Source organism: Pseudacidovorax sp. RU35E (genome assembly GCF_900156165.1).
In the GTDB taxonomy this organism is placed as follows: Bacteria; Pseudomonadota; Gammaproteobacteria; order Burkholderiales; family Burkholderiaceae_C; genus Xenophilus.
In genome coordinates, this window is sequence record NZ_FTMY01000002.1 from 112,462 (window position 1) to 131,153 (window position 18,692).

The following is an 18,692-nucleotide window of genomic DNA, read 5'->3' on the forward strand; positions in this document are numbered from 1 at the left end:
ACCGGCCACTGCCCCGGCGTCCTACATGGTCCGGTCAGGGGCGCGGGTTACAGTGCACCAAGGCGCCGGCGGTCCCACCGACCGGCAGGACCAACCCACAGCGAGAGGACACCTTCATGTTCAACCACATCCTGGTTCCCATCGACGGCTCCGAGACGTCGATGCTGGCGGTGAGCAAGGCGAGCGGCCTGGCCCTGGCCTTCGGCAGCCGCATCACGCTGATCCACGTCATCGACAACTATCCCTTCATCGGCGTGGGCGCCGACTACGCCCTGGGTCAGAACGAATACCTGGCCGCGGCCACGGCCAGCGCCAACACCGCCCTGGCGCGTGGCGTGGCCGCCCTGGCCGCCGAAGGCCTGCACAGCGACCAGCGCGTGATCGACGGCCATGTGGTCCACGAAGGCATCGTCGATACGGCCAAGGCATTGGGCTGCGACCTGATCGTGATGGGCTCGCACGGCCGTACGGGCATCGAGAAGCTGCTGCTGGGCAGCGTCACGCAGCGCGTTCTGCAGGAGGCGCCGATGCCGGTGCTGGTGGTCAAGGAACTGGAGGTCTGAGGACCTCCGTCCCGACCTCGTCCTGTGCTGGCGCGAAGGGCGCCGGGCTTTCGATGCGCAGGGCTGCGCCGGTCACCGGATGGCGCAGCTGCAGCACCGTGGCATGCAGCAACAGACGTGGCGCAGCCGCCGCCACACGTTCATCGCCATAGAGCGCATCGCCCAGGATCGCATGCCCCAGCGCGGCCATGTGCACCCGCAACTGGTGCGAGCGGCCGGTCTGCGGTTCGAGCAGCACATGCGTCGCCCTGGCGTGTGGAATTGATCGCAGCGTGCGCCAGCGGGTGAGGCTGGGCTTGCCGGCGGCATCGACTTTCTGCAAGGGGCGGTTGGGCCAGTCGGGCATGAGCGGCAGGTCGATGGTCTGCCAGTGCGTGCCGTCCAGCGCGCCGTCGACGATGGCCTCGTAGCGCTTCCACACCTGGCGCGCCGCAAAGGCGTCGCCGAGCGTGCGTTGGACGGTGGGACTACGTGCCATCAGGATCAGGCCGCTGGTGGCCATGTCCAGGCGGTGCACCACCAGCGCGTCGGGCCAACGCTGCTGGGCGCGCGCCGACAGGCAGTCCTGTTTGTCGTCGCCGCGGCCCGGCACGCTCAACAGGCCGGCGGGCTTGTCCAGCACCAGGAGGTGTTCGTCTTCGTGGAGGGCGCGCAGCGCAGTGGGGTCGGGGCTCACGGGGCGGGAGTCTAGGCGGGCAGGGCACGCCTGCGTGGTCAGGGCGGCATGAGCGTCGACTCGCATCCCGGCCGGGCTGACCCACGCAGCACCCTGGTCAGCGAAGAGCGGGGACCCTGGGCTATGCTCGACCGAATGCCTCCCGCACCAGCCGACATCGCCGTCGCGCCCGATTCCGATCCTGCTTCTGCCGCCGAACCGGCCCGCTTCTCCGACCTGACCCGCGTCCGACCCTTCATGCAGCTGTGGCTCGCCCGCCTGCTGGGCACCGCGGCGCAGCAGATGCTGATGGTGGCCATCGGCTGGCACATGTACGACCTGACCGGCAGTGCCTGGGACCTGGGCCTGGTCGGCCTGTACCAGTTCGCGCCAGCGCTGCTGCTGGCGCTGTACGCCGGCCATGTGGTGGACCGGCTGCACCGCGGCCGCATCCTGGCCACGTGTCTGGGCGTGCAGGCGCTGGTGGCCCTGTCGCTGCTGCTCACGCACCTGGGGGGCGGAGATTCGCGCAATCTGCTGCTGGGTGTGTCGCTGGTGCTGGGCGCCGTGCGGGCGTTCCAGATGCCGGCGCAGCAGGCGCTGACGCCGCTGCTGGTGCCGCCGCTCATGCTGCCCCGTGCCATGGCCTTCAGCTCGGCAGGGCAGCAGTCGGCCATCATCGGTGGGCCCGCGCTGGGCGGGCTGCTCTTCGTGGCAGGGATGGGCGCGGTGTATGCCACCTGCATCGGCTTCTTCATCGTGGCCGTCCTGCTGGCCGCAACCCTGCGCTACGCCCACGCGGCGCGCCCGCGCGAGCCGGTCACGACCGAGGTGCTGCTGGCTGGCGTGCGCTTCATCTGGCAGCGAAAGCCGGTGCTGGGTGCGGTGTCGCTCGACCTCTTCGCCGTCCTGCTGGGGGGAGCGGTGGCGCTGCTGCCGATCTTCGCGAAGGACATCCTGCATGTTGGCGCCTGGGGGCTGGGCCTGCTGCGGGGGGCGCCGGCGGTGGGTGCGCTGGCCGCGTCCATCTGGCTCACCCGGCGGCCGGTGGACCGGCATGTGGGCCGCACGCTGCTGCTGGCGGTCGGGGTGTTCGGACTGTGCATGGTGGTGTTCGGTCTGTCGCGCAGCTTCTGGCTGTCGCTGACGGTGCTGGCGATCTCGGGCGCCGCGGACATGGTCAATGTCGTGATCCGCCAGACCCTGGTGCAGCTGGAAACGCCCGATGGCATGCGCGGTCGGGTGAGTGCCGTCAATTCCATCTTCATCGGCGCGAGCAACCAGCTTGGCGAGTTCGAATCCGGCGCCACCGCCGCGCTGTTGGGACCGGTGGGCTCGGTCGTGGCGGGGGGTGTGGGCACGCTGCTGGTCACGCTGGCGTGGTTCCGGCTCTTTCCCATGCTGGCTCGCCGTGACCGGATGGGCGCGGGGCCGGCGCGAGAATGACGGGCTTTTCCGCCCTTCGCGAATGCCCTCGATGCGCACCCGATTCATCCTGATCCACACCAGCCATGCCGGCAACGTCGGTGCCACGGCGCGCGCCATGCGCACCATGGGCTTCGACGACCTGGTGCTGGTGGCGCCGCGGTGGGACAACGTGCTGCGCCGCGAAGAAACCATCCAGCGCGCCAGCGGCGCCCTCGACGTGCTGGAGAAGGCCCGCATCGTGGCCACGCTGGACGAAGCCCTGGACGGCCTGACCCACCTGTGCGCGACGGCGATGGTGTCGCGCGACTTTGGCCCGCCTACGCGGGCGCCGCGCGAACACTTCGCCCAGCTGATGCAGGGAAGCGAACAGCATGTGGGCCTGCTCTTCGGCTCGGAGCGCTTCGGCATGCGCAACGAGGACGTCTACCGCTGCCATGTGGCGCTGTCGATTCCCACCGCGCCGGACTTCGGTTCCCTCAACCTGGCCGCGGCGGTGCAACTGGTCGCCTACGAATGGCGGCAGGCCCTGGGCGGCTTCGACGTGCGCTCGGCCGCCCCGGTGACGCCCCCGGCGGACGCGCAGGCGGTTGCCGGCATGCTGGCGCATTGGGAGCGTTCGCTTGTCGACATCGGCTTCCTCGACCCCGCGGCACCCAAGAAGCTGATGCCGCGCCTGGCACAGATGTTCAACCGCGCACAGCCGACGGTGGAGGAGATCCACATCCTGCGGGGGATCGCGAAGGCGATGGCGGATCAGAAGCGGCTTGGGCGATGAGCTGGGCGTGGCCGCCAGCCACGCCTTGCATGAGTCTCGGAGAACCAGAGGTTCTTCAATCAAACGGGCCTGGATGCTGCGCTTTAGGCAGCTCGGCCAAGGGTGGTTCGCCAAGCGTATTGCAGGCGTCACAGCAACTGGCGACGTTCAACAGCACTGACGGGGCATTGAGCTTGCCGATGTGCCCGCCCAGCCGGTCGTACCAGTAGCGCGTGCGCACGCGGCCATTTCTGATCTCTTGTTCCAGCTCGGTGGCCGTGTTCCAGCCGAACTGGGTGAGTTCGCCGTTGGGACGGCGGCGAATGAGGTTGCCGCATGCATCCCAGTCGTAGTGGGTGCGGGCGTAGTCCTTCAGGCGGTTGTCCAGGATGGGCGACAGGCGTCGGGCGGCGGCTTTGGGGTCCAGGCCCGCGCCCGAGCCCGGGGTGGTGCTGAGTTTGAGGCCCTCGTCCTCGGACTGGGATGGCAGGTCCAGACCTCTATTGCCTCACATTGATGCCGTGAGGGCCGATCGCGTCGACAAGTTCTACGTCAAGGCCGAAGTCCCGTTGCGGCGGCTCGTGTTCCGCTAGCTTCTCGTATAGCGCACGCAGATAACCAACCTTGTCCTCGACTTCGTCCAACGCCACTTCTTGTGGCACTACATACCCCCAGTATTTCTGGATGTCGCCCGATGACAAGACAAATTCGATGAAATCCAGAACCCTCTGCTTGCTTACCTGGCCAAAGTGGTCGAAGTCCGTTCTCATCGCACCAAAAAGCGCCTCTCGACAGCGTGCATCGTTAATGTAGAAGTCAGCGATTTCGTCATCGCTCATGACCTCCACGTAGTAGTACAGCGCTCGGATGTAGTCCGGGAATATTTGCTTCATAGTCAAGGCGGAAGTATTGGATATGCGGTAGCGATCCCGTTTGGGCCTCTGACCACTCTCGCTTTTGTCGTCGTGACAGGGCATCCACCGCCAGCTCTGTACCCCTCGCCAATAGCCCGTCCCATATCGATGGTCTCCGCGTTGGTGCCGTTTCTGTCCATTGCCTGCGTCGCCCGCTGAATAGCGTCCAACTGATCGACGTTGCTCAGGAACCGAGTCGAGTTGATTGGTCTTGGTCTTCTCGGGCACGGATTGTCAGGCGGGATGCCGGTGGTCGCCCGGTGCTCCTGTTGCGGCATGGTCGTATGCGCACCATGCCGCGAATACGCATGACCACCTGAAGCGGCCTGCTGATCTTGCAGGATTTGTCCGGCCCTGCGATTGGCTCGATTGCCAGCGAGGCCAAGCGGGTCGATCCACTCCAGGGTGTTCGGCGCGTACTGATGCAGGTTCAACCCACCCAACAGCCCAATCGGATCCTTGCTTACGAACCTTCCGGAGTGCGGGTCATAGTACCGATGGCGGTTGTAGTGCAGCCCCGACTCTTCGTCAAAGTACTGCCCCTGGAATCGGATCGGGTTGTGCAGCCCCGCCTTGCGCGCGGCCTCCTGGATCGTGATGCGGGCCTGGCCCCAGGCCCGGTAGTTTGCCTCCCAGGCGATCTCGCCCTGCTCATCGGTCAGGGCCTGGGGCGTGCCCAGGTGGTCGCACTGGTAGAAGTGCAGCCGCGTCAGCGGCGCCAATAGTTCGCCTTTGTCGTCCAGCCCCGGATGCCAACTGCCGTTGTACAGCGGATCCCGGTCCATGTCGTAGCCGTCGGCGCCCTCGTACTCGCGTGCCACGTCCTTTGGCCGTTGCAGCATGCACGCAAGCATCTCCACCCGGGTGGTGGCCTGCAGCAGCGGCACGAAGCTATTGGGCTCGTGCACGTAGTGCAGGGTCTGCTGGCGCACGTAGTCCGTCTCCCAGGCGAGCTGGTCACCATCCCAGCCGTAGACCACGCCGCCCAGACCTTCCTCCTTGGCCCGCCGCGCATATTCGCTGGCCCCGTAGCGGCTACCGGCGTCCGGCGGCACGTGCACGATGGGCTCGCTGAACTTGCCGATGCGTCGGCCCAAAGGGTCGTACCAGTAGCGCGTGCGCACGCTGCCGTTGCGGATCACCTCTTCGAGTTCGTTGGCGGCGTTCCAGTTGAACTGGGTGAGCTCGCCGTTGTGGCGTCGGCGGATCAGGTTGCCGCGTGCATCCCAGTCGTAGTGCGTGCCGGCGTAGTCCTTCAGGAGGTTGTCCAGGATGGGCGGCAGGCGTCGGGCAGCGGCTTCGGGGTCCAGGCCCGCGCCCGAGCTCGGGGTGGTGCTCAGGCGCAGGCCCTCGTCCTCGGGCTGGGGTGGCAGGTCCAGCATGTTGCTGGCCGGATCGAAGGCAAATATTTCCTGGCCCAGGCGGCTGTGGGCCTGCAGCAGGCGGCCCACGGGGTCGTAGCGGTAGCTGAGGCTGCCGCGCAGGCTGTCGGCGATGCCAATGAGCTGGCCGGCGGCGTCGTAGGTGTAGCGGCGCTGCAGGTTCAGTGGGCTGGCCGCGCGGTCTTCGCTGGCCAGCGGCAGCCGCTGCAGGCTGCCCGGACGCTGAGCCAGGCGCTCGGCGCGCCCGAGCAGTTGCGCCTTCAGGCGCCCGGCTGCGTCGTACTGGCGCTGCTCGGTGATGCGGTTGGCCTGGGTGCGGCTGGTTTCCCGGTGCAGGTCGTCGCGCTCGATCTGCAGCACCTCCAGCTCGTCGAGCATCAGTCCGTGCACATGGCCGCTGCCGTAGGTGAGCCAGCTGAGGCTGTGGCCGTCCGGGCGGGTGGTGTGGGTTCTGTGGCCCAGCTCGTCGTAGCGGTGGCGCCAGACGGCCGTGCGTGGCTGCGCCAGGGGCTCGCCGCGGGCGTTCAGCCGGTAGTGCTGGTGCTCGGCCTGCACGTTGCCCACCGGGTCGTGGAACCACTGCAGGTGGATGCCGGCATTGCGCGCGTCCACCAGCCGGCCGTTGCCGTCGTAGGCGTAGCGGGCTTCGCGCACGCTCTCCGGCGTCTGCTGCAAAGGCTGGCCGTCCAGGGCGCGGCCGGTGCGTGGATCCCGCGGCACGGCCCACAGGCTGGCGCGCCGCCAGGTGAGGCGGCCCAGGGGATCGAAGCCCAGTTCGGTGCGCGCATCGGCCTCGCGCACCCACGCCAGGATGCCGCTGGCGCTGTCGTAGCCGTATTCGGTGACGGCTTTGTCGAAGTGCTCTTCGGCCAAGAGCCGACCCAGGCGGTCGTAGCCGAAGCGGTGGACACGCTCGTTCTCGTTGCGCAGGGCTACCAGCCGGCCCAGGCGGTCCCAGCTGTAGCCCAGGCGCTGGCCGGCGGCGTCGGTGCGCTGGGCGATCAGTCCGGCCGGGCCGTAGTCGTAGCGCGTCTCGCGCTGCAGGGCGTCTCGGTGCAGCAGCAGCCGGCCTTCGGCGTCGTGCTCGTAGTGCTCGCGCGTGTTGTCGGGCAGCACGACCTGGGCGAGCTGGCCGCGCGCGTAGACGTAGCGGGTGGTTTCACCAGCGGCGTTGCGTGCCTGCACCAGGCGCCCGCGCGCGTCGTAGGCCCAGGTGCTGGTCTTGCCCGAGCAGTCGGTGTAGCGGATCAGTTGGCCGGCGCTGTCGTAGGCGAGGGTCTTCTTGCCGCCCTTGGCGTCGGTGATTTCCACCGGCAGGCCCTGCTCGTTCCATGCGTAGCGGGTGATGTGGCCCAGCGGGTCGGTTTCTTCCACGAGGTGGCTGCCGTCGTAGGCGCGCTGCCAGGCGTGGCCTTCGGCGTCGCGGATGCCGGTGAGGTTGTCCTGCGCGTCGTAGGCGAAGTGCACGGTGCTGCCGTCGGCGCGGCTGTGGCGCACGAGGTTGCCGCGGGCGTCGTAGGCGTAGTCGTCGCGGCTGCCGTCGGCGTGCAGGTGGCGGGTGATGTTGGCCTGCGCGTCGCGGAAGAACCATTCCTGGTGGCGGTAGGCGAGGCCGTCGGCGCCTTGCACTTCGGGGTGCACGACGCGGTAGACGTAGCCGCGGATGTCGAAGTAGTACTCGCGCGCCTGGCCCAGGGCGTCGACGACGGTGGCCAGGCGGATGTGGCGGTTCCACACGATGGTGGTGTCGAAGCTGCCGTCGTCGGCGTGTTCGCGCCAGGCCTTGGCGCGGGCGCTGTTGGCGGGGGTGAGGGCGTGCGCGAAGCCGTCTTCGTGCATCCAGTGCAGGTGGATGCCGCGGCCGGTGCGGTCGCGGTAGTGGCGCAGCAGGTGGGTGCTGGGTGCGTCGGCTTGTGCCGATGCAGGCAGGTAGGCATAGGTCCAGCTGTGCTGGTCTTCGTCCTGGGCGGCCACGAGGTCGCTGCTGCCGTCGGTCTGATCGGCATAGGTGTAGGCCGCGAGCTGGCGCACGGCCTGGCTGTCCTGCACCAGCCACAGGCTCTGGATGCGGCCCTGGGCGTCGATGGCGGTGCACACGTGGGTGTCGCCGCTGGTGATGTCAGAGAGCTGGCCGCCCGCGTGGCGGTAGGCCAGTTCGGTGAGGTGGCCCTCGCGGGTGCGCTGGCTTGTGAGGCGGTAGTGCACGGCGCGGCCGCGGGTGTGGGGCTGGCCGTGGCGCAGGAACTGGGGGGCGAGTTCGAAGGTCTCGACGAAGTCGCGACCGTGGCTCAGGACGAGCAGGCCGTCGTTGCCGCGGGCGAGGGTGAGGTCCTCGATAGGGTCGTGGTGGCTCTGGCCGATGGCGCTGCCGGGCACTTCGCCGGGGCCGGCGAGGGCAGGGAAGGCGTGTTCGCGGCCGTCGGCGGCCAGGTAGCGCAGGCTGCCGTCGGCGGCTTGCTCGATGCGGGTGGTGTACGGCGTGGTCCAGCGGGCGCCCAGGTAGGCGGGGGACGTGGTCTTGCTCGCGGATTCCTGCGGGTGGTCGTAGGCACCCAGGCGCGAGTAGTAGGTGCGGCTCCACACGATGGGCATGTGACCGGGCAGGGCGAAGTCGGTGTGCACCAGGGTCTCGCTGCCAGTGGCGAAGCTCAGCGCGTGGGGGGTGCTGCCCTGCGCGGCCGGGGCTCGGCCGCCGCCAGTGGTCTTGCAGCAGTTGGGGTCCTGCTTGACAGGCGCCTGGTTGCCGGTGACCTCCAGAGCGCCGTCGCCGCGCTTCTTGTGGCTCTTGGCGACGGTCTTGTCGTTCACCATGGGGGCGCTGCGTGACTTGTGCTTGGTCAGGTAGCGCACCACAGCCTGCTTGAGCCGTGCCAGCAGCCAGGCGATGGACTTCTGCGTCTGGGCACTGGCCTGGGCCTTGATCCGGGCCTTGACCTGCTGCCCGATCACGCTGAGCAGATCTGCGTTTCGCAGCAGCAGCCTGTCGGCGCCGCTGGCATGCATGGCCGCGCCGACGCTTCGGTTGACCGCTGTCTTGGCGCCGGCCTTGAGCGCACCCCAGGCGGCCGCAAAGACGTTGAGGTACTTCGACGTGGGGTCGTGCCTGGGCTTCTCGGCCGGCACGGTCTTGAACACTTCGCCGGCGGCGATGCGCCGCAGCCCGTTGCTCCAGCCCTGGATCAGCGCCTCGCCCTTGTGCGCGCACTCGTCTAGCATGCCCGACAGCTTGGCGATGGCCTGGTCGATGTAGCCGTCGATTTCGCCAGCGATGCGCGCGTTGAGGTGGTCGATGAGCAGGCTGACGATGGCATCGCCCAGGCCGCTGGCCGCATGCTTGAGCTCCTGGCGCACCAGGTGCAGCGTGGGCCGCAGGCTCATGCGGGCCGCGGCCATCGATGGCGGCAGCGGAATGATGCCGATGAGGTTGATACCCAGGCTGACCCAGTTGAAGAAGGTCTCGATCTCGTCGGCCGTCTTGTCGCGCACGAGGTGCACGATGTCGCACAGCACGTCGATCACCGCCATGATGTTGCCGATGATCGGCAACGAGCCGGCGACGTTCTTGAGCACTTCCAGCGTGACATAGCCGCCGCTGATGTCACGCAGCCACTGGTCGACCACCTGCGCGCCCCGGCCCACGTCCTCCATGGCCACTTGGCCCAGCGGCACGACGGCGCTCACGCGCTCGGCCGCCTTGCGCTCGATCTCTTGAGGCGTCATGACTCGGAAACTCCCTTGGGCGTCGTGGCCCGCTTCTTTTGTTGGAACGAGACGAGGTGCACGGGCGCCTTCTCCGGGCGCCAGCGCAGCTTTGCGTGTCAGTGGACGGCTGGGGCCCGCGAGAGGCCAGGCGGCAACATGGCCAAGGCCGGGGTGCCGGCGGTCATGGCCGTTAGTACACCGGCAGAGGCGGCCCCGATGTCGGGGCCGAAGACGCCCGCGGCGAGGGCGCCGGCTTGCGTGGCGGCGCTTCGGGATGTGGGGCTTGCGATGAACCTGCCGGCCGTGCCCGAAGGCGCTGCGGCCGGCTTGCCGCCAGGCGTGGACGACAGCGCCCGACCGGCGGGAATTGCCGCGGCCTGCTTCAGGAGTCCGCTTGCCAAATCGCTGGCGGCCGGCTCGGGCTGGGTGCCAAGTGCCTTGGCCTGCGCTTCCAGCAGTTCGGGCCATGTGGGCTTGCCGAAGTAGCTGCCTGCCGCCCAGGTGTCGCTCGGGTCCTTGCCGAAGCTCACCCGTGTGCCACCCGGCGCCAGCCCGGAGACGGCCGCGAAGCCATTGCCGTCCAGCGTGCCCTTGCGGACCTGGCCCAGCACGTCGACGACCTCATAGCTCGCCCCCCGCAAGCCCCGGCCCTGGGCGTACTGGTGGGTGAGTTCCAACTGGCCCTTGCCGGGCTTGTTGCCTTCGGGCAGCGACGGATTGCCCTGCTGGCTGGGGCCCACCATCGAATGGCTGGCGGCATGGCGCACGTCCGCGCCGCTGGTGCCGCTGTCGATCAGGCCGCTCTTGTACTGCGCGTAGCTGCCGCCGCCCTTGATGTTGAGCTGGGTCTTGGCCTCAATGTTGACCCGGTCGGCCTTGATCGTGATCTCGTCCTTGGCCGCCATGTGCAGGCAGGCCATCAGCGCCTGGATCTCGATGTCCGCCTGGGCGGCCACCACCTGGATGCCCTTCTGCGCTGCCAGGAGCTTAATGGCCTGCAGCGCCACGGCCAGCAGGCTGTCGCCGCTCACCACGCTGGTGTGCTTGCCGCTGGTGATGGCCGTGTGCTCGGCGCTGGCCAGGTGCGTGCCATGCTGGCTGGTGGCATGAATGCCTGCTGGCGACGCCAGCAGCAGGTGCGGCTCGGCCAGTTCAGGAAACTCGCCCATGGCGGGGTTGCCCGGTCCGCTGCCACGGATGGCCTCGTTGTGCGCGCGCAGGGCGTCGGCGACGTCGTCCTGGTCCCCCGCCTGTTGGCCCTTGTTCTTCTGGGCGATGTCGGCGCCGCTCTGGTGCAGGTCGTGGGCCTGTGCCAGCCGCTCGACGGTCTCGCCCATGTCCTTGATGTGCGCCTTGGCAGCGGTCCGGGACTCGGTGGTGATCAGCATGCCGCCGCCCGCGCGAACGGCTGCGGGGCCATCGGTGCGCAGCTCCAGGCCCTCGCCGCGCGGGTCCTTGCGGCCCTTGTTGTCCTCGATGCGGGTGATGCGGCCCAGGCTGAGGCTGGAATGCTGGTGGTCGCTCTTGAGCTGGGCCTGGATCTGGCCGGCAGTGTCGTCCATCACGAGGTGGTTACTTCGCCCGGCCGCGCTGTTGCCACCGCCCTGGGTCAGCTCACGACTGCGAAAGCCCGACAGCGCGGATTGGTCCGGCAGATGCCACGGCGGCAGATTGAGCTGGTTGTGCACCCGTGCCGTGCAGATCGGCAGATCGGGATCGCCGCCGAGGAAGTCGACGATGACCTCCTGTCCGATGCGCGGGAGGTGCACGCCACCTAATTGATTGCCCGCCCACTGGCTGGACACGCGCAGCCAGCAGCTGCTGTGCTGGTCGTTCCCGCCTTGCCGGTCCCACGGGAACTGCACCTTGATGCGGCCGAATTCGTCGGTCCAGAGTTCCTGGCCTTCGGGGCCCACCACCAGCGCTGTCTGGGGACCGTGGGTATGGGGCTTGAGGCGCGTGTGATCCGGGCGAAGCTGTTCGGCCGTGGGGTGGACGAGCAGGTCGACCCGAACCCGCCAGTGCTGCTGGCGGTGAGGTGCGGCGCCTGCGGCCTGGCTGTCCTGGCCGGTGTCCTCGATCAGCAGCGTCGTGGCCAGGATCAGGTATTCGACATTGGCGGCTTCGCGCGGATGGCGCTGCAGCGAGAAGGTGAAACCGGGCACCATGCCGCGCAGGTTGCCGCTGGCCTGCGCGCGTGCGCCTGCGGTGCGCAGCTGCTGCATGCGCAGGCGCGCCAGCAGCTCGCCTTCGGCCCGCGGGTCATTGGGCGCGGCGGTGCCCGCCTGGGGCTGGGCGTAGTGGCTGCCGGCCAGCGATGCATGCCAGGCATAGACCTCGGCGTCGGCCTGGCCGGTGGGCCGCGGGTCGCGGCGTGTGGCCTCGAGCTTGGCACGGGGCCGGGTGTAGTCGTAGTCGCGGCTGGTGTAGCGGCCGCTGGCGATGCGGCTGGCGGGCACGAAGGCGTGGATGTATTCGGCGTCCACCTTCCAGCCCGGCGGGTGATATTCGACGTGGCGGTAGGCCTCGCTGGGATTGGGCAGGAAGGCGCCCAGGTGGTCGCTGAGCACCAGGCGGTGCGCGCCGGCGTCGTGCTCGAAGTGATAGCTGATCCCCCATTCCTGGCACAGGCGCTCGAAGAAGGCGAAGTCGCTTTCGTTGAACTGCGTCTGGTAGTCGCGGATCGGCAGGGGCTCGATCAGGCGTTTGTCGACCGGGAAGGGATAGTCGGCCAGCACCGCGTCGAGCACCTGCACCGGCGTCTGGTTCTGAAAGATGCGGCAATCGCTGTTGAGCGTGGCCAGGTGCAGCCAGGGCTTCAGTCTGAGGCGGTACTGCAGGTGGCGGCCTTCCTCGCCCAGCAGCTCGGCCTCGGTGATCAGGGCATTGATCTGCCGCACGCCCGCACCGATGCGGTCGGTGGCGCTGCCCACCGCGCCGGCGACGAAATAGCCGGCGCCGTCCAGGTCGATCTCGCAGTGGATCTCGCGCCCGACGAAGTCGTCCAGCTCGATGTTGGCGCAGGCATCGGCCAGGGCGCCGGGCGTGAGACTGTCGGGCGTCTCCAGGATCAGCGAATAGTCGAAGAGGGCGTTGACACCTTCCTGCCCGCTGAGCCGGACGGGGTGCAGCAAGGGTGTTCCGGCAAAGACGGGCAGGGCGGGTGAGCTCACCCGCAGCGTGTGTGACAGCGTGGACATGGAAACCTCCCTGGTTTCGCGTCGGCTGCCTTCTGGTTCGAGGCGGCTCGGCGCGGGCGGGAGGTTAGCGGCGACTCGTCCGGCGCAGCGCGCAGGGCGCCCGTCGCGCTTCATTCAATCGCGTATGCCGTGGATTTGTGCTCGCTGCGGCCAGCCAGGGCGCCTCGGCGAAAAAAGTCCTGCAATGCGTCACCAACGTTTCCGCAATCCGGCCAAAGGGTTAAAGTATGGATATCCATACAGTATTCATCGCACATTCAACCGATTTGCCATGCGCTCTCAAGCCGTCCTCGTCGACTTCTCCGACGCCCCCGAAGGGGTGTGGCGGGGCGACGAGCTGGGTGAGGCAGGCGCGGCCACCTGCCCCAGCGGACACCCGGGCCTCGATGCCGAGTTGCCCGGCGGCGGCTGGCCGCTCGGTGCCCTGACCGAAATCCTGCAACCGGCGGCCGAATCGCCGCTGTGGCCGCTTCTGCTTCCCGCGCTGGCCCAGGCGGCGGCGGTGCGCGGCCAGCCGGTGGCACTGATCGGACCGCCGCACGAGCCCTTCGGCCCCGCCCTGGCGGCCGGCGGGCTGCCCATGGAGTCGCTGCTGTGGGTGCGGGCCGACGCCGCACCTGCCCGTCTGTGGGCCTGCGAGCAGGCGCTGCGCTGCGCCGAGGTGGCTGCCGTGCTGGCCTGGCTGCCGCAGGCGCGGCTGGGCGAGTTGCGCCGGCTGCAGTTGGCCGCCGCCCGGCATGGCGCGCTGCTCTTCGTCTGCCGGCCGGACGCGGCCGCGCCCTCGTCCTCGCCCGCGCGCCTGCGCCTGCGGCTGCAGCCCCAGCCGGACGGCCAGCTCGACGTGCACCTGCTCAAGCGCCGCGGCCCGCCGCTGGCGCGTCCCATGCCGATGCCCGGACGGGGCGCTCGCCTGAGCGGCCTGCTGGAAGCCACCCGGCCTGGCCGGCCTGCCGCGCCCGCATCCCCCATCCTGCCCGCAGGCGAGGGCGGGGCGACTGTGGTTCGCCTCGACCTGCGTCGCGCCCTGCGGCAGGACCCGCGCCATGCACTGGATCGCGCTTCAGTGGCGGCCTGAGCCGGCCGAGCCCGCCGGTTCCGGCGATGCGGCGCCCGCCGACGCAGGGCCGGCACCGCCGCCCGCGGCCCGCCTGCCCACGCCCGAATCGCTCGGCTGGTGGGCGCTCCAGTTCACCCCGCACGTGGCCTGGCTGGACGAGGCGCTGATGCTGGAGGTCTCGGCCTGCGAGCGCCTGTGGGGCGGCCGCCGTTCGCTGATGCGGCAGATCGCCGCCAACGTGCCGCCCGGCCTGCGGGTGCGGCAGGTCACCGGTACCACCAGCCTGGAGGCGCTGGCCCGGTTGCGGCTGTACCTTGCCGGGCAACAACAGCCGGCCCGGCTGCCGGACGACCTGCCGCTGGACACCCTGACCGCCGCCGCGCCGCACCTGCAGGTGCTCGCCCGCCTGGGCTGCCGTACCTGGGGCGACGTGGCGGCCCTGCCTCGCGGACCGCTGGTGCGGCGCTTCGGCGCGCCGCTGCGCGAGGCGCTGGACCTGGCCTGGGGGCTGCGTCCCGACGGCCTGCCCTGGCTGCAGGTGCCCGACAGCTTCGAGCAGCGGCTCGAACTGCCCATGCTGGCCCAGACTGCGCCCGAACTGCTCTGGGCGTCCCAGCGCCTGCTGGGCGCGCTGCGGCTATGGCTGCAGGCGCGCCAGCGTGGCGTGCTTTCCATCGAGCTGTCCTGGACGCTGGACCTCAAGCGGCTGGACGGCGCCGACCTGCCCCGCTCGCAGCAACTGCAGGTGCGCACGGCCGAGCCCACGCAGGACATGGCCCACCTGCGCCGGCTGCTGGGTGAGCGGCTGGCGCTCACCCAGCTGATCGCGCCCACCGGCTGGCTGCGGCTGCGCTCGCTGGAGACGGCCGACTGGCAGGGCCAGACCCGCAGCCTGCTGCCGCCGTCGCTGCCCGGCAGCCATGCCGGCGCCTGGGCGGGGGACGGACGCGAGGGCGAGCCGCTGCACCACCTGCTCGAGAAGCTCAGCGCCCGGTTGGGCGCCCCGCAGGTGCTGGCCGCACGGCCGGTGCAGGACCACCGGCCCGAGGAGCGACAGCGCTGGCGGCCGGCCGCGGGCATGACGCGCCCGGCGCCTCCTGCATCACGCCGACCAGCGAAGGCGAGGGCGGCCGTGCCCCCACCGACCGTTTCGTCCGCGCCCGTCCTGCCGGACGTCGGCACCGGCCTGCTGCCGGCCTGGCTGCTGCGCGAGCCCCGCCTGCTGCCCGTGCACGACGGCGAGCCCTGCCATGGCGGCGCGCCCCTGCGGCGCCTGGCCGGCCCGCAGCGGCTGGAGACGGCCTGGTGGGAATCCGGCCGGCCCGCCGCCCGCGACTACTACATCGCCCAGGACGCCGCCGGCGCGCTGTTCTGGATCTACCGCGAGCGGGCGTCCCTCGCCAGCACCGAGGCGCCGGTGCGCTGGTACCTGCAGGGCATCTATGCCTGAGCTCTCGCTGAAGGACGAAGAAGCCCGGCGCCAGCAGCGGCAGGCGGCACGCGCCGCGGGGGCGATGGCGCCGCCGCCCGTCGGCCAGGGCCTGCCCCCCTATGCCGAGTTGCATGCCTTGAGCAACTTCAGCTTCCAGCGTGGCGCCTCGCATCCCTGGGAGCTGGCGGTGCGCGCCTGGCAACTCGGCTACGCCGCCATCGCCATCACCGACGAATGCTCGGTGGCCGGCGTGGTGCGTGCCGTGAGCGGCCTGCGCATGTGGCGCGAGGAGCGCGAGGAGGACGGCCTGCCGTTGCCGCCGCATCCCGAGCCGAAGCTGATCTTCGGCAGCGAATTCGACTTCGGGCGCTTCCGGCTCGTCGTGCTGGCCCACGACCTCCAAGGCTGGGGCCACCTGTGCCAGTACATCAGCGCCGCCCGCATGCGCGAGGACATCGACAAGGGCGACTACCGGGCCGAGCTGGCCGATGCGGCGGCGCTGGTGCATTGCGAATTGCTCTGCGTGCCGCACCGCCGCAGCGGCGAGCCCATCGACGAGGCGGCGCTGCAGGCCGATCTGGCCGCCGTGGCAGCGGTGTTCCCACCACGCCCCGATGGTGAGCCCGGACCGCTGTGGCTGGCGGTCGAGCTGTTCCATGAGGCCGACGACGCCCTGTGGCTGCAGGTGCTGCGCCGCGCCGGGGAGGCCACCGGCCTGCCGCTGGTGGCCGCGGGCGACGTGCACATGCACTTGCGCTCGCGCAAGCCGCTGCAGGACGTGCTCACGGCCGTGCGCGAGGGCCGGCCCGTGGCCGACTGCGGCTTCGCGTTGCAGCCCAATGCCGAGCGGCACCTGCGGGCGCGCACGCGGCTGGCGCGGCTCTATCCGGCCGAGCTGCTGGCGCGCACGCTCGTGATCGCGGACCGCTGCAGCTTCCAGCTCAAGGAGCTCAAGGAACAGTACGTGTACCCGCAGGAGGTCGTCGGCTCGGGCGAGACCCCGGCGCAGACGCTGATCCGCAAGACCTGGCTGGGCGCGCTCGACCGTTACCCGCAACATCGCTACTTCAATGGCGTGCCCGTCGAGGTCTGCGCGCAGATCAAGAAGGAACTCGACCTCATCCTCGAACTGAAGTACGAGATGTTCTTCCTCACCGTCGAGGACATCGTCGCCTTCGCGCGCCGTGAGGGCATCCTCTGCCAGGGCCGCGGCTCCTCGGCCAACTCGGCCGTCTGCTACTGCCTGGGCATCACCGCCGTGAATCCCCACGACGGCAACCTGCTGTTCGAGCGATTCATCAGCCGCGAGCGTGCCGAGCCGCCCGACATCGACGTCGACTTCGAGCACGACCGGCGCGAGGAGGTCATCCAGTACATCTACCAGACCTACGGCCGCGAGCGCGCCGCCATCGCCGCCGTGGTCATCAGCTACCGCTCGCGCAGTTCGCTGCGCGACGCCGGCAAGGCGCTGGGCATCGACGAAGGCTTGGTCGACGCCTTCGCCAAGGATCACTACTGGTTCGACGACCCCATGCTCGATGAGCGGCTCGAAGCCGCGATGGCCCGCGCCGGCGTGCGCGAGGACCCGTTTCGCCTGCGGCTGTGGATCGGCCTGGCCAACGAGCTGCGGGGCTTTCCGCGCCACCTCAGCCAGCACGTCGGCGGCTTCGTGCTCACGCAGGGGCCGCTCACCCGGCTGGTGCCGGTCGAGAAGGCCAGCATGGAGGCGCGCTCCATCATCCAGTGGGACAAGGACGACCTCGACGAGATCGGCATGTTCAAGGTCGACGTGCTGGCCCTGGGCATGCTCAGCTGCATCCGCCGCGCGCTGGACATGGCCAACGGCTGGCGCGGCACGGCGCACCAGATGCACCAGCTGCCCACCAACGACCCGAAGGTCTACGACATGATCGGCCGTGCCGACACCGTGGGCGTGTTCCAGATCGAGAGCCGGGCGCAGATGTCCATGCTGCCGCGCCTGCGTCCGCGCAACTACTACGACCTGGTGATCGAGGTGGCCATCGTGCGGCCGGGGCCGATCCAGGGCGGCATGGTGCATCCCTACCTGAAGAACCGCGCGAAGGTGGAGCGGGGCGAGAAGATCGTGCTGCGCTACCCGCAGCTGGAGCCGGCGCTCGAGCGCACGCTGGGCGTGCCCATCTTCCAGGAGCAGGTGATGCAGATCGCCATGATCGCCGCCGGCTTCAGTCCCGGTCAGGCCGACCGCCTGCGCCGGGCCATGGCCGCCTGGCGGCGCACCGGGCACATGGAGCGCTTCTATGGTCCCCTCGTGGACGGCATGGCCGACCGCGGCTACGACCGCGATTTCGCCGAAGCCATCTTCAGCCAGATCCAGGGCTTCGGCGAATACGGCTTCCCGGAAAGCCATGCCGCCAGCTTCGCCAAGCTGGTCACCGTCAGCAGCTGGCTCAAGTGCTATGAGCCGGCCTGTTTCCTGGCGGCGCTGCTCAACGCGCAGCCCATGGGCTTCTACACGCCCTCCCAGCTCATCCAGGACGCGGTGCGCCACGGCGTGCAGGTGAGGCCGGTGGACGTGACCTGCAGCGACGCCTTCTGCACCCTGGAGCCGGCCGACGGTGGCGGCCCGCCGCTTGCACCCGCCTGGGCCGAATCCGCCGCCCAGGCGCTGCCCGACCAGCCCGCGGTGCGGCTGGGCCTGCGCCACATCAAGGGGCTGAGTCCGGCCGCCATCGGGCGGCTGGTCGAGGCGCGGGCCCATGCGCCCTTCACCGGCACGGGCGACCTGGCGCGCCGCGCCGGGCTGGGGCCGTCCGAGATGGCGCTGCTGGCCGGCGCCGATGCCCTGCAGGCCCTGGCCGGCCACCGCCGCCAGCAGGTGTGGGAGGCCACGGCTTCGCACCGCGCCGCGGCACTGTTGCGGGATGCGCCGATCCACGAGTCGCCGCTCGCCTTGCCGGCCGCCGGGGAGGGCGAGGAGATCGTCGGCGACTACGCCAGCCTGGGCTTCAGCCTGCGCCGGCATCCCCTGGCGCTGCTGCGGCCCCGACTGGCGCGCTGGCGCCTCTCGAGCGCGGAAGAACTGCGCGCCATGCCCGGCGGCCTGCCGGTGCGCGCCTGCGGCATCGTCACCGTCCGCCAGCGGCCGGGCACGGCCAAGGGCACGGTCTTCGTCACGCTCGAGGACGAGACGGGTGCCGTCAACGTGGTGGTCTGGGCCCGGGTGGCCGAGCAGTGGCGCGAGCCGCTGCTCAAGTCGCAGTTGCTGGCAGTGCGCGGCACCTGGCAGCGCGACCAGGGCACGGACGGCAAGGTCTGCCACCTGGTGGCCGAGGGCATGCGCGACCTCACGCCGCTGCTGGGACGGCTGGCGCGCGAAAACCGCAGCCGCGATTTCCACTGACGGCATGCGGATGCGGGGCCGCCGCTTGCGCATCCGAAAAAAGTGAATAAAACGTGAACGCTGGTCGCCGCACGGCAGCTCCCTCCCTCCCGGCGGAGCCATGACCGCGCGCAACTTCCCGTGCCAAAGCCAGCAAAAAGCCGACTGGAGTCAGGAATTTCACATATTTTTACTATAGTTAACTCAGCTAACATGATCTGCAACTTCAGTCGAAAGGCCTAGC

At 69.7% G+C, this 18,692-nt stretch carries 11 protein-coding genes; 6 read left to right on the top strand and 5 right to left on the bottom strand.

Going from position 1 to position 18,692, the window contains the following annotated elements; translation table 11 throughout:
- The first annotated feature begins 116 nt into the window (after positions 1 to 116).
- Positions 117 to 563, top strand: coding sequence for a universal stress protein (locus BXA03_RS03360; protein ID WP_017759115.1), 447 nt, complete (start codon positions 117 to 119; stop codon positions 561 to 563).
- On the opposite strand, the gene BXA03_RS03365 is transcribed toward BXA03_RS03360, so the two are convergent.
- Positions 544 to 1,305: an RluA family pseudouridine synthase gene (locus BXA03_RS03365; protein ID WP_083715858.1), complete on the bottom strand. Its 762-nt coding sequence runs from the start codon at positions 1,303 to 1,305 to the stop codon at positions 544 to 546. The genes BXA03_RS03360 and BXA03_RS03365 overlap by 20 nt on opposite strands.
- A 171-nt stretch (positions 1,306 to 1,476) precedes the next feature.
- On the opposite strand from BXA03_RS03365, the gene BXA03_RS03370 reads away from it, so the two are divergent.
- Both BXA03_RS03370 and BXA03_RS03375 read left to right on the top strand, forming a co-directional pair.
- On the top strand, positions 1,477 to 2,664 hold the full coding sequence (locus BXA03_RS03370) for an MFS transporter (RefSeq protein ID WP_076504788.1): 1,188 nt from the start codon (positions 1,477 to 1,479) through the stop codon (positions 2,662 to 2,664).
- A gap of 31 nt (positions 2,665 to 2,695) precedes the next feature.
- Entirely contained in the window at positions 2,696 to 3,421 is a 726-nt protein-coding gene (locus tag BXA03_RS03375; RefSeq protein ID WP_076504790.1) for an RNA methyltransferase, read from the top strand.
- A gap of 55 nt (positions 3,422 to 3,476) precedes the next feature.
- On the opposite strand, the gene BXA03_RS26815 is transcribed toward BXA03_RS03375, so the two are convergent.
- From BXA03_RS26815 to BXA03_RS03390, 4 genes are all read right to left on the bottom strand, one after another.
- Positions 3,477 to 3,641, bottom strand: a complete 165-nt coding sequence (locus BXA03_RS26815) for a hypothetical protein (protein ID WP_159444700.1) — start codon at positions 3,639 to 3,641, stop codon at positions 3,477 to 3,479.
- A gap of 259 nt (positions 3,642 to 3,900) precedes the next feature.
- Positions 3,901 to 4,239 (bottom strand): hypothetical protein, encoded by a 339-nt coding sequence (locus tag BXA03_RS03380; RefSeq protein ID WP_234983582.1) that lies wholly within the window; start codon positions 4,237 to 4,239, stop codon positions 3,901 to 3,903.
- Positions 4,240 to 4,295: 56 nt separating this feature from the next.
- Positions 4,296 to 9,416 (bottom strand): RHS repeat-associated core domain-containing protein, encoded by a 5,121-nt coding sequence (locus tag BXA03_RS03385; RefSeq protein ID WP_076503871.1) that lies wholly within the window; start codon positions 9,414 to 9,416, stop codon positions 4,296 to 4,298.
- Positions 9,417 to 9,514: 98 nt separating this feature from the next.
- On the bottom strand, positions 9,515 to 12,598 hold the full coding sequence (locus BXA03_RS03390) for a type VI secretion system Vgr family protein (protein ID WP_076503874.1): 3,084 nt from the start codon (positions 12,596 to 12,598) through the stop codon (positions 9,515 to 9,517).
- A gap of 271 nt (positions 12,599 to 12,869) precedes the next feature.
- Here BXA03_RS03390 and imuA point away from each other — a divergent pair, with 271 nt between their 5' ends.
- The 3 genes from imuA to BXA03_RS03405 are packed head-to-tail and all read left to right on the top strand — an operon-like array spanning position 12,870 to position 18,469.
- A complete protein-coding gene (imuA, locus tag BXA03_RS03395; protein WP_076503876.1) occupies positions 12,870 to 13,673 on the top strand; it encodes a translesion DNA synthesis-associated protein ImuA in 804 nt (267 codons plus the stop codon).
- On the top strand, positions 13,642 to 15,105 hold the full coding sequence (locus BXA03_RS03400; RefSeq protein ID WP_076503878.1) for a DNA polymerase Y subunit UmuC family protein: 1,464 nt from the start codon (positions 13,642 to 13,644) through the stop codon (positions 15,103 to 15,105). The genes imuA and BXA03_RS03400 overlap by 32 nt, the downstream gene beginning before the upstream one ends.
- Entirely contained in the window at positions 15,098 to 18,469 is a 3,372-nt protein-coding gene (locus BXA03_RS03405; RefSeq protein ID WP_083715860.1) for an error-prone DNA polymerase, read from the top strand. The genes BXA03_RS03400 and BXA03_RS03405 overlap by 8 nt, the downstream gene beginning before the upstream one ends.
- The last annotated feature ends 223 nt before the right edge of the window (positions 18,470 to 18,692 follow it).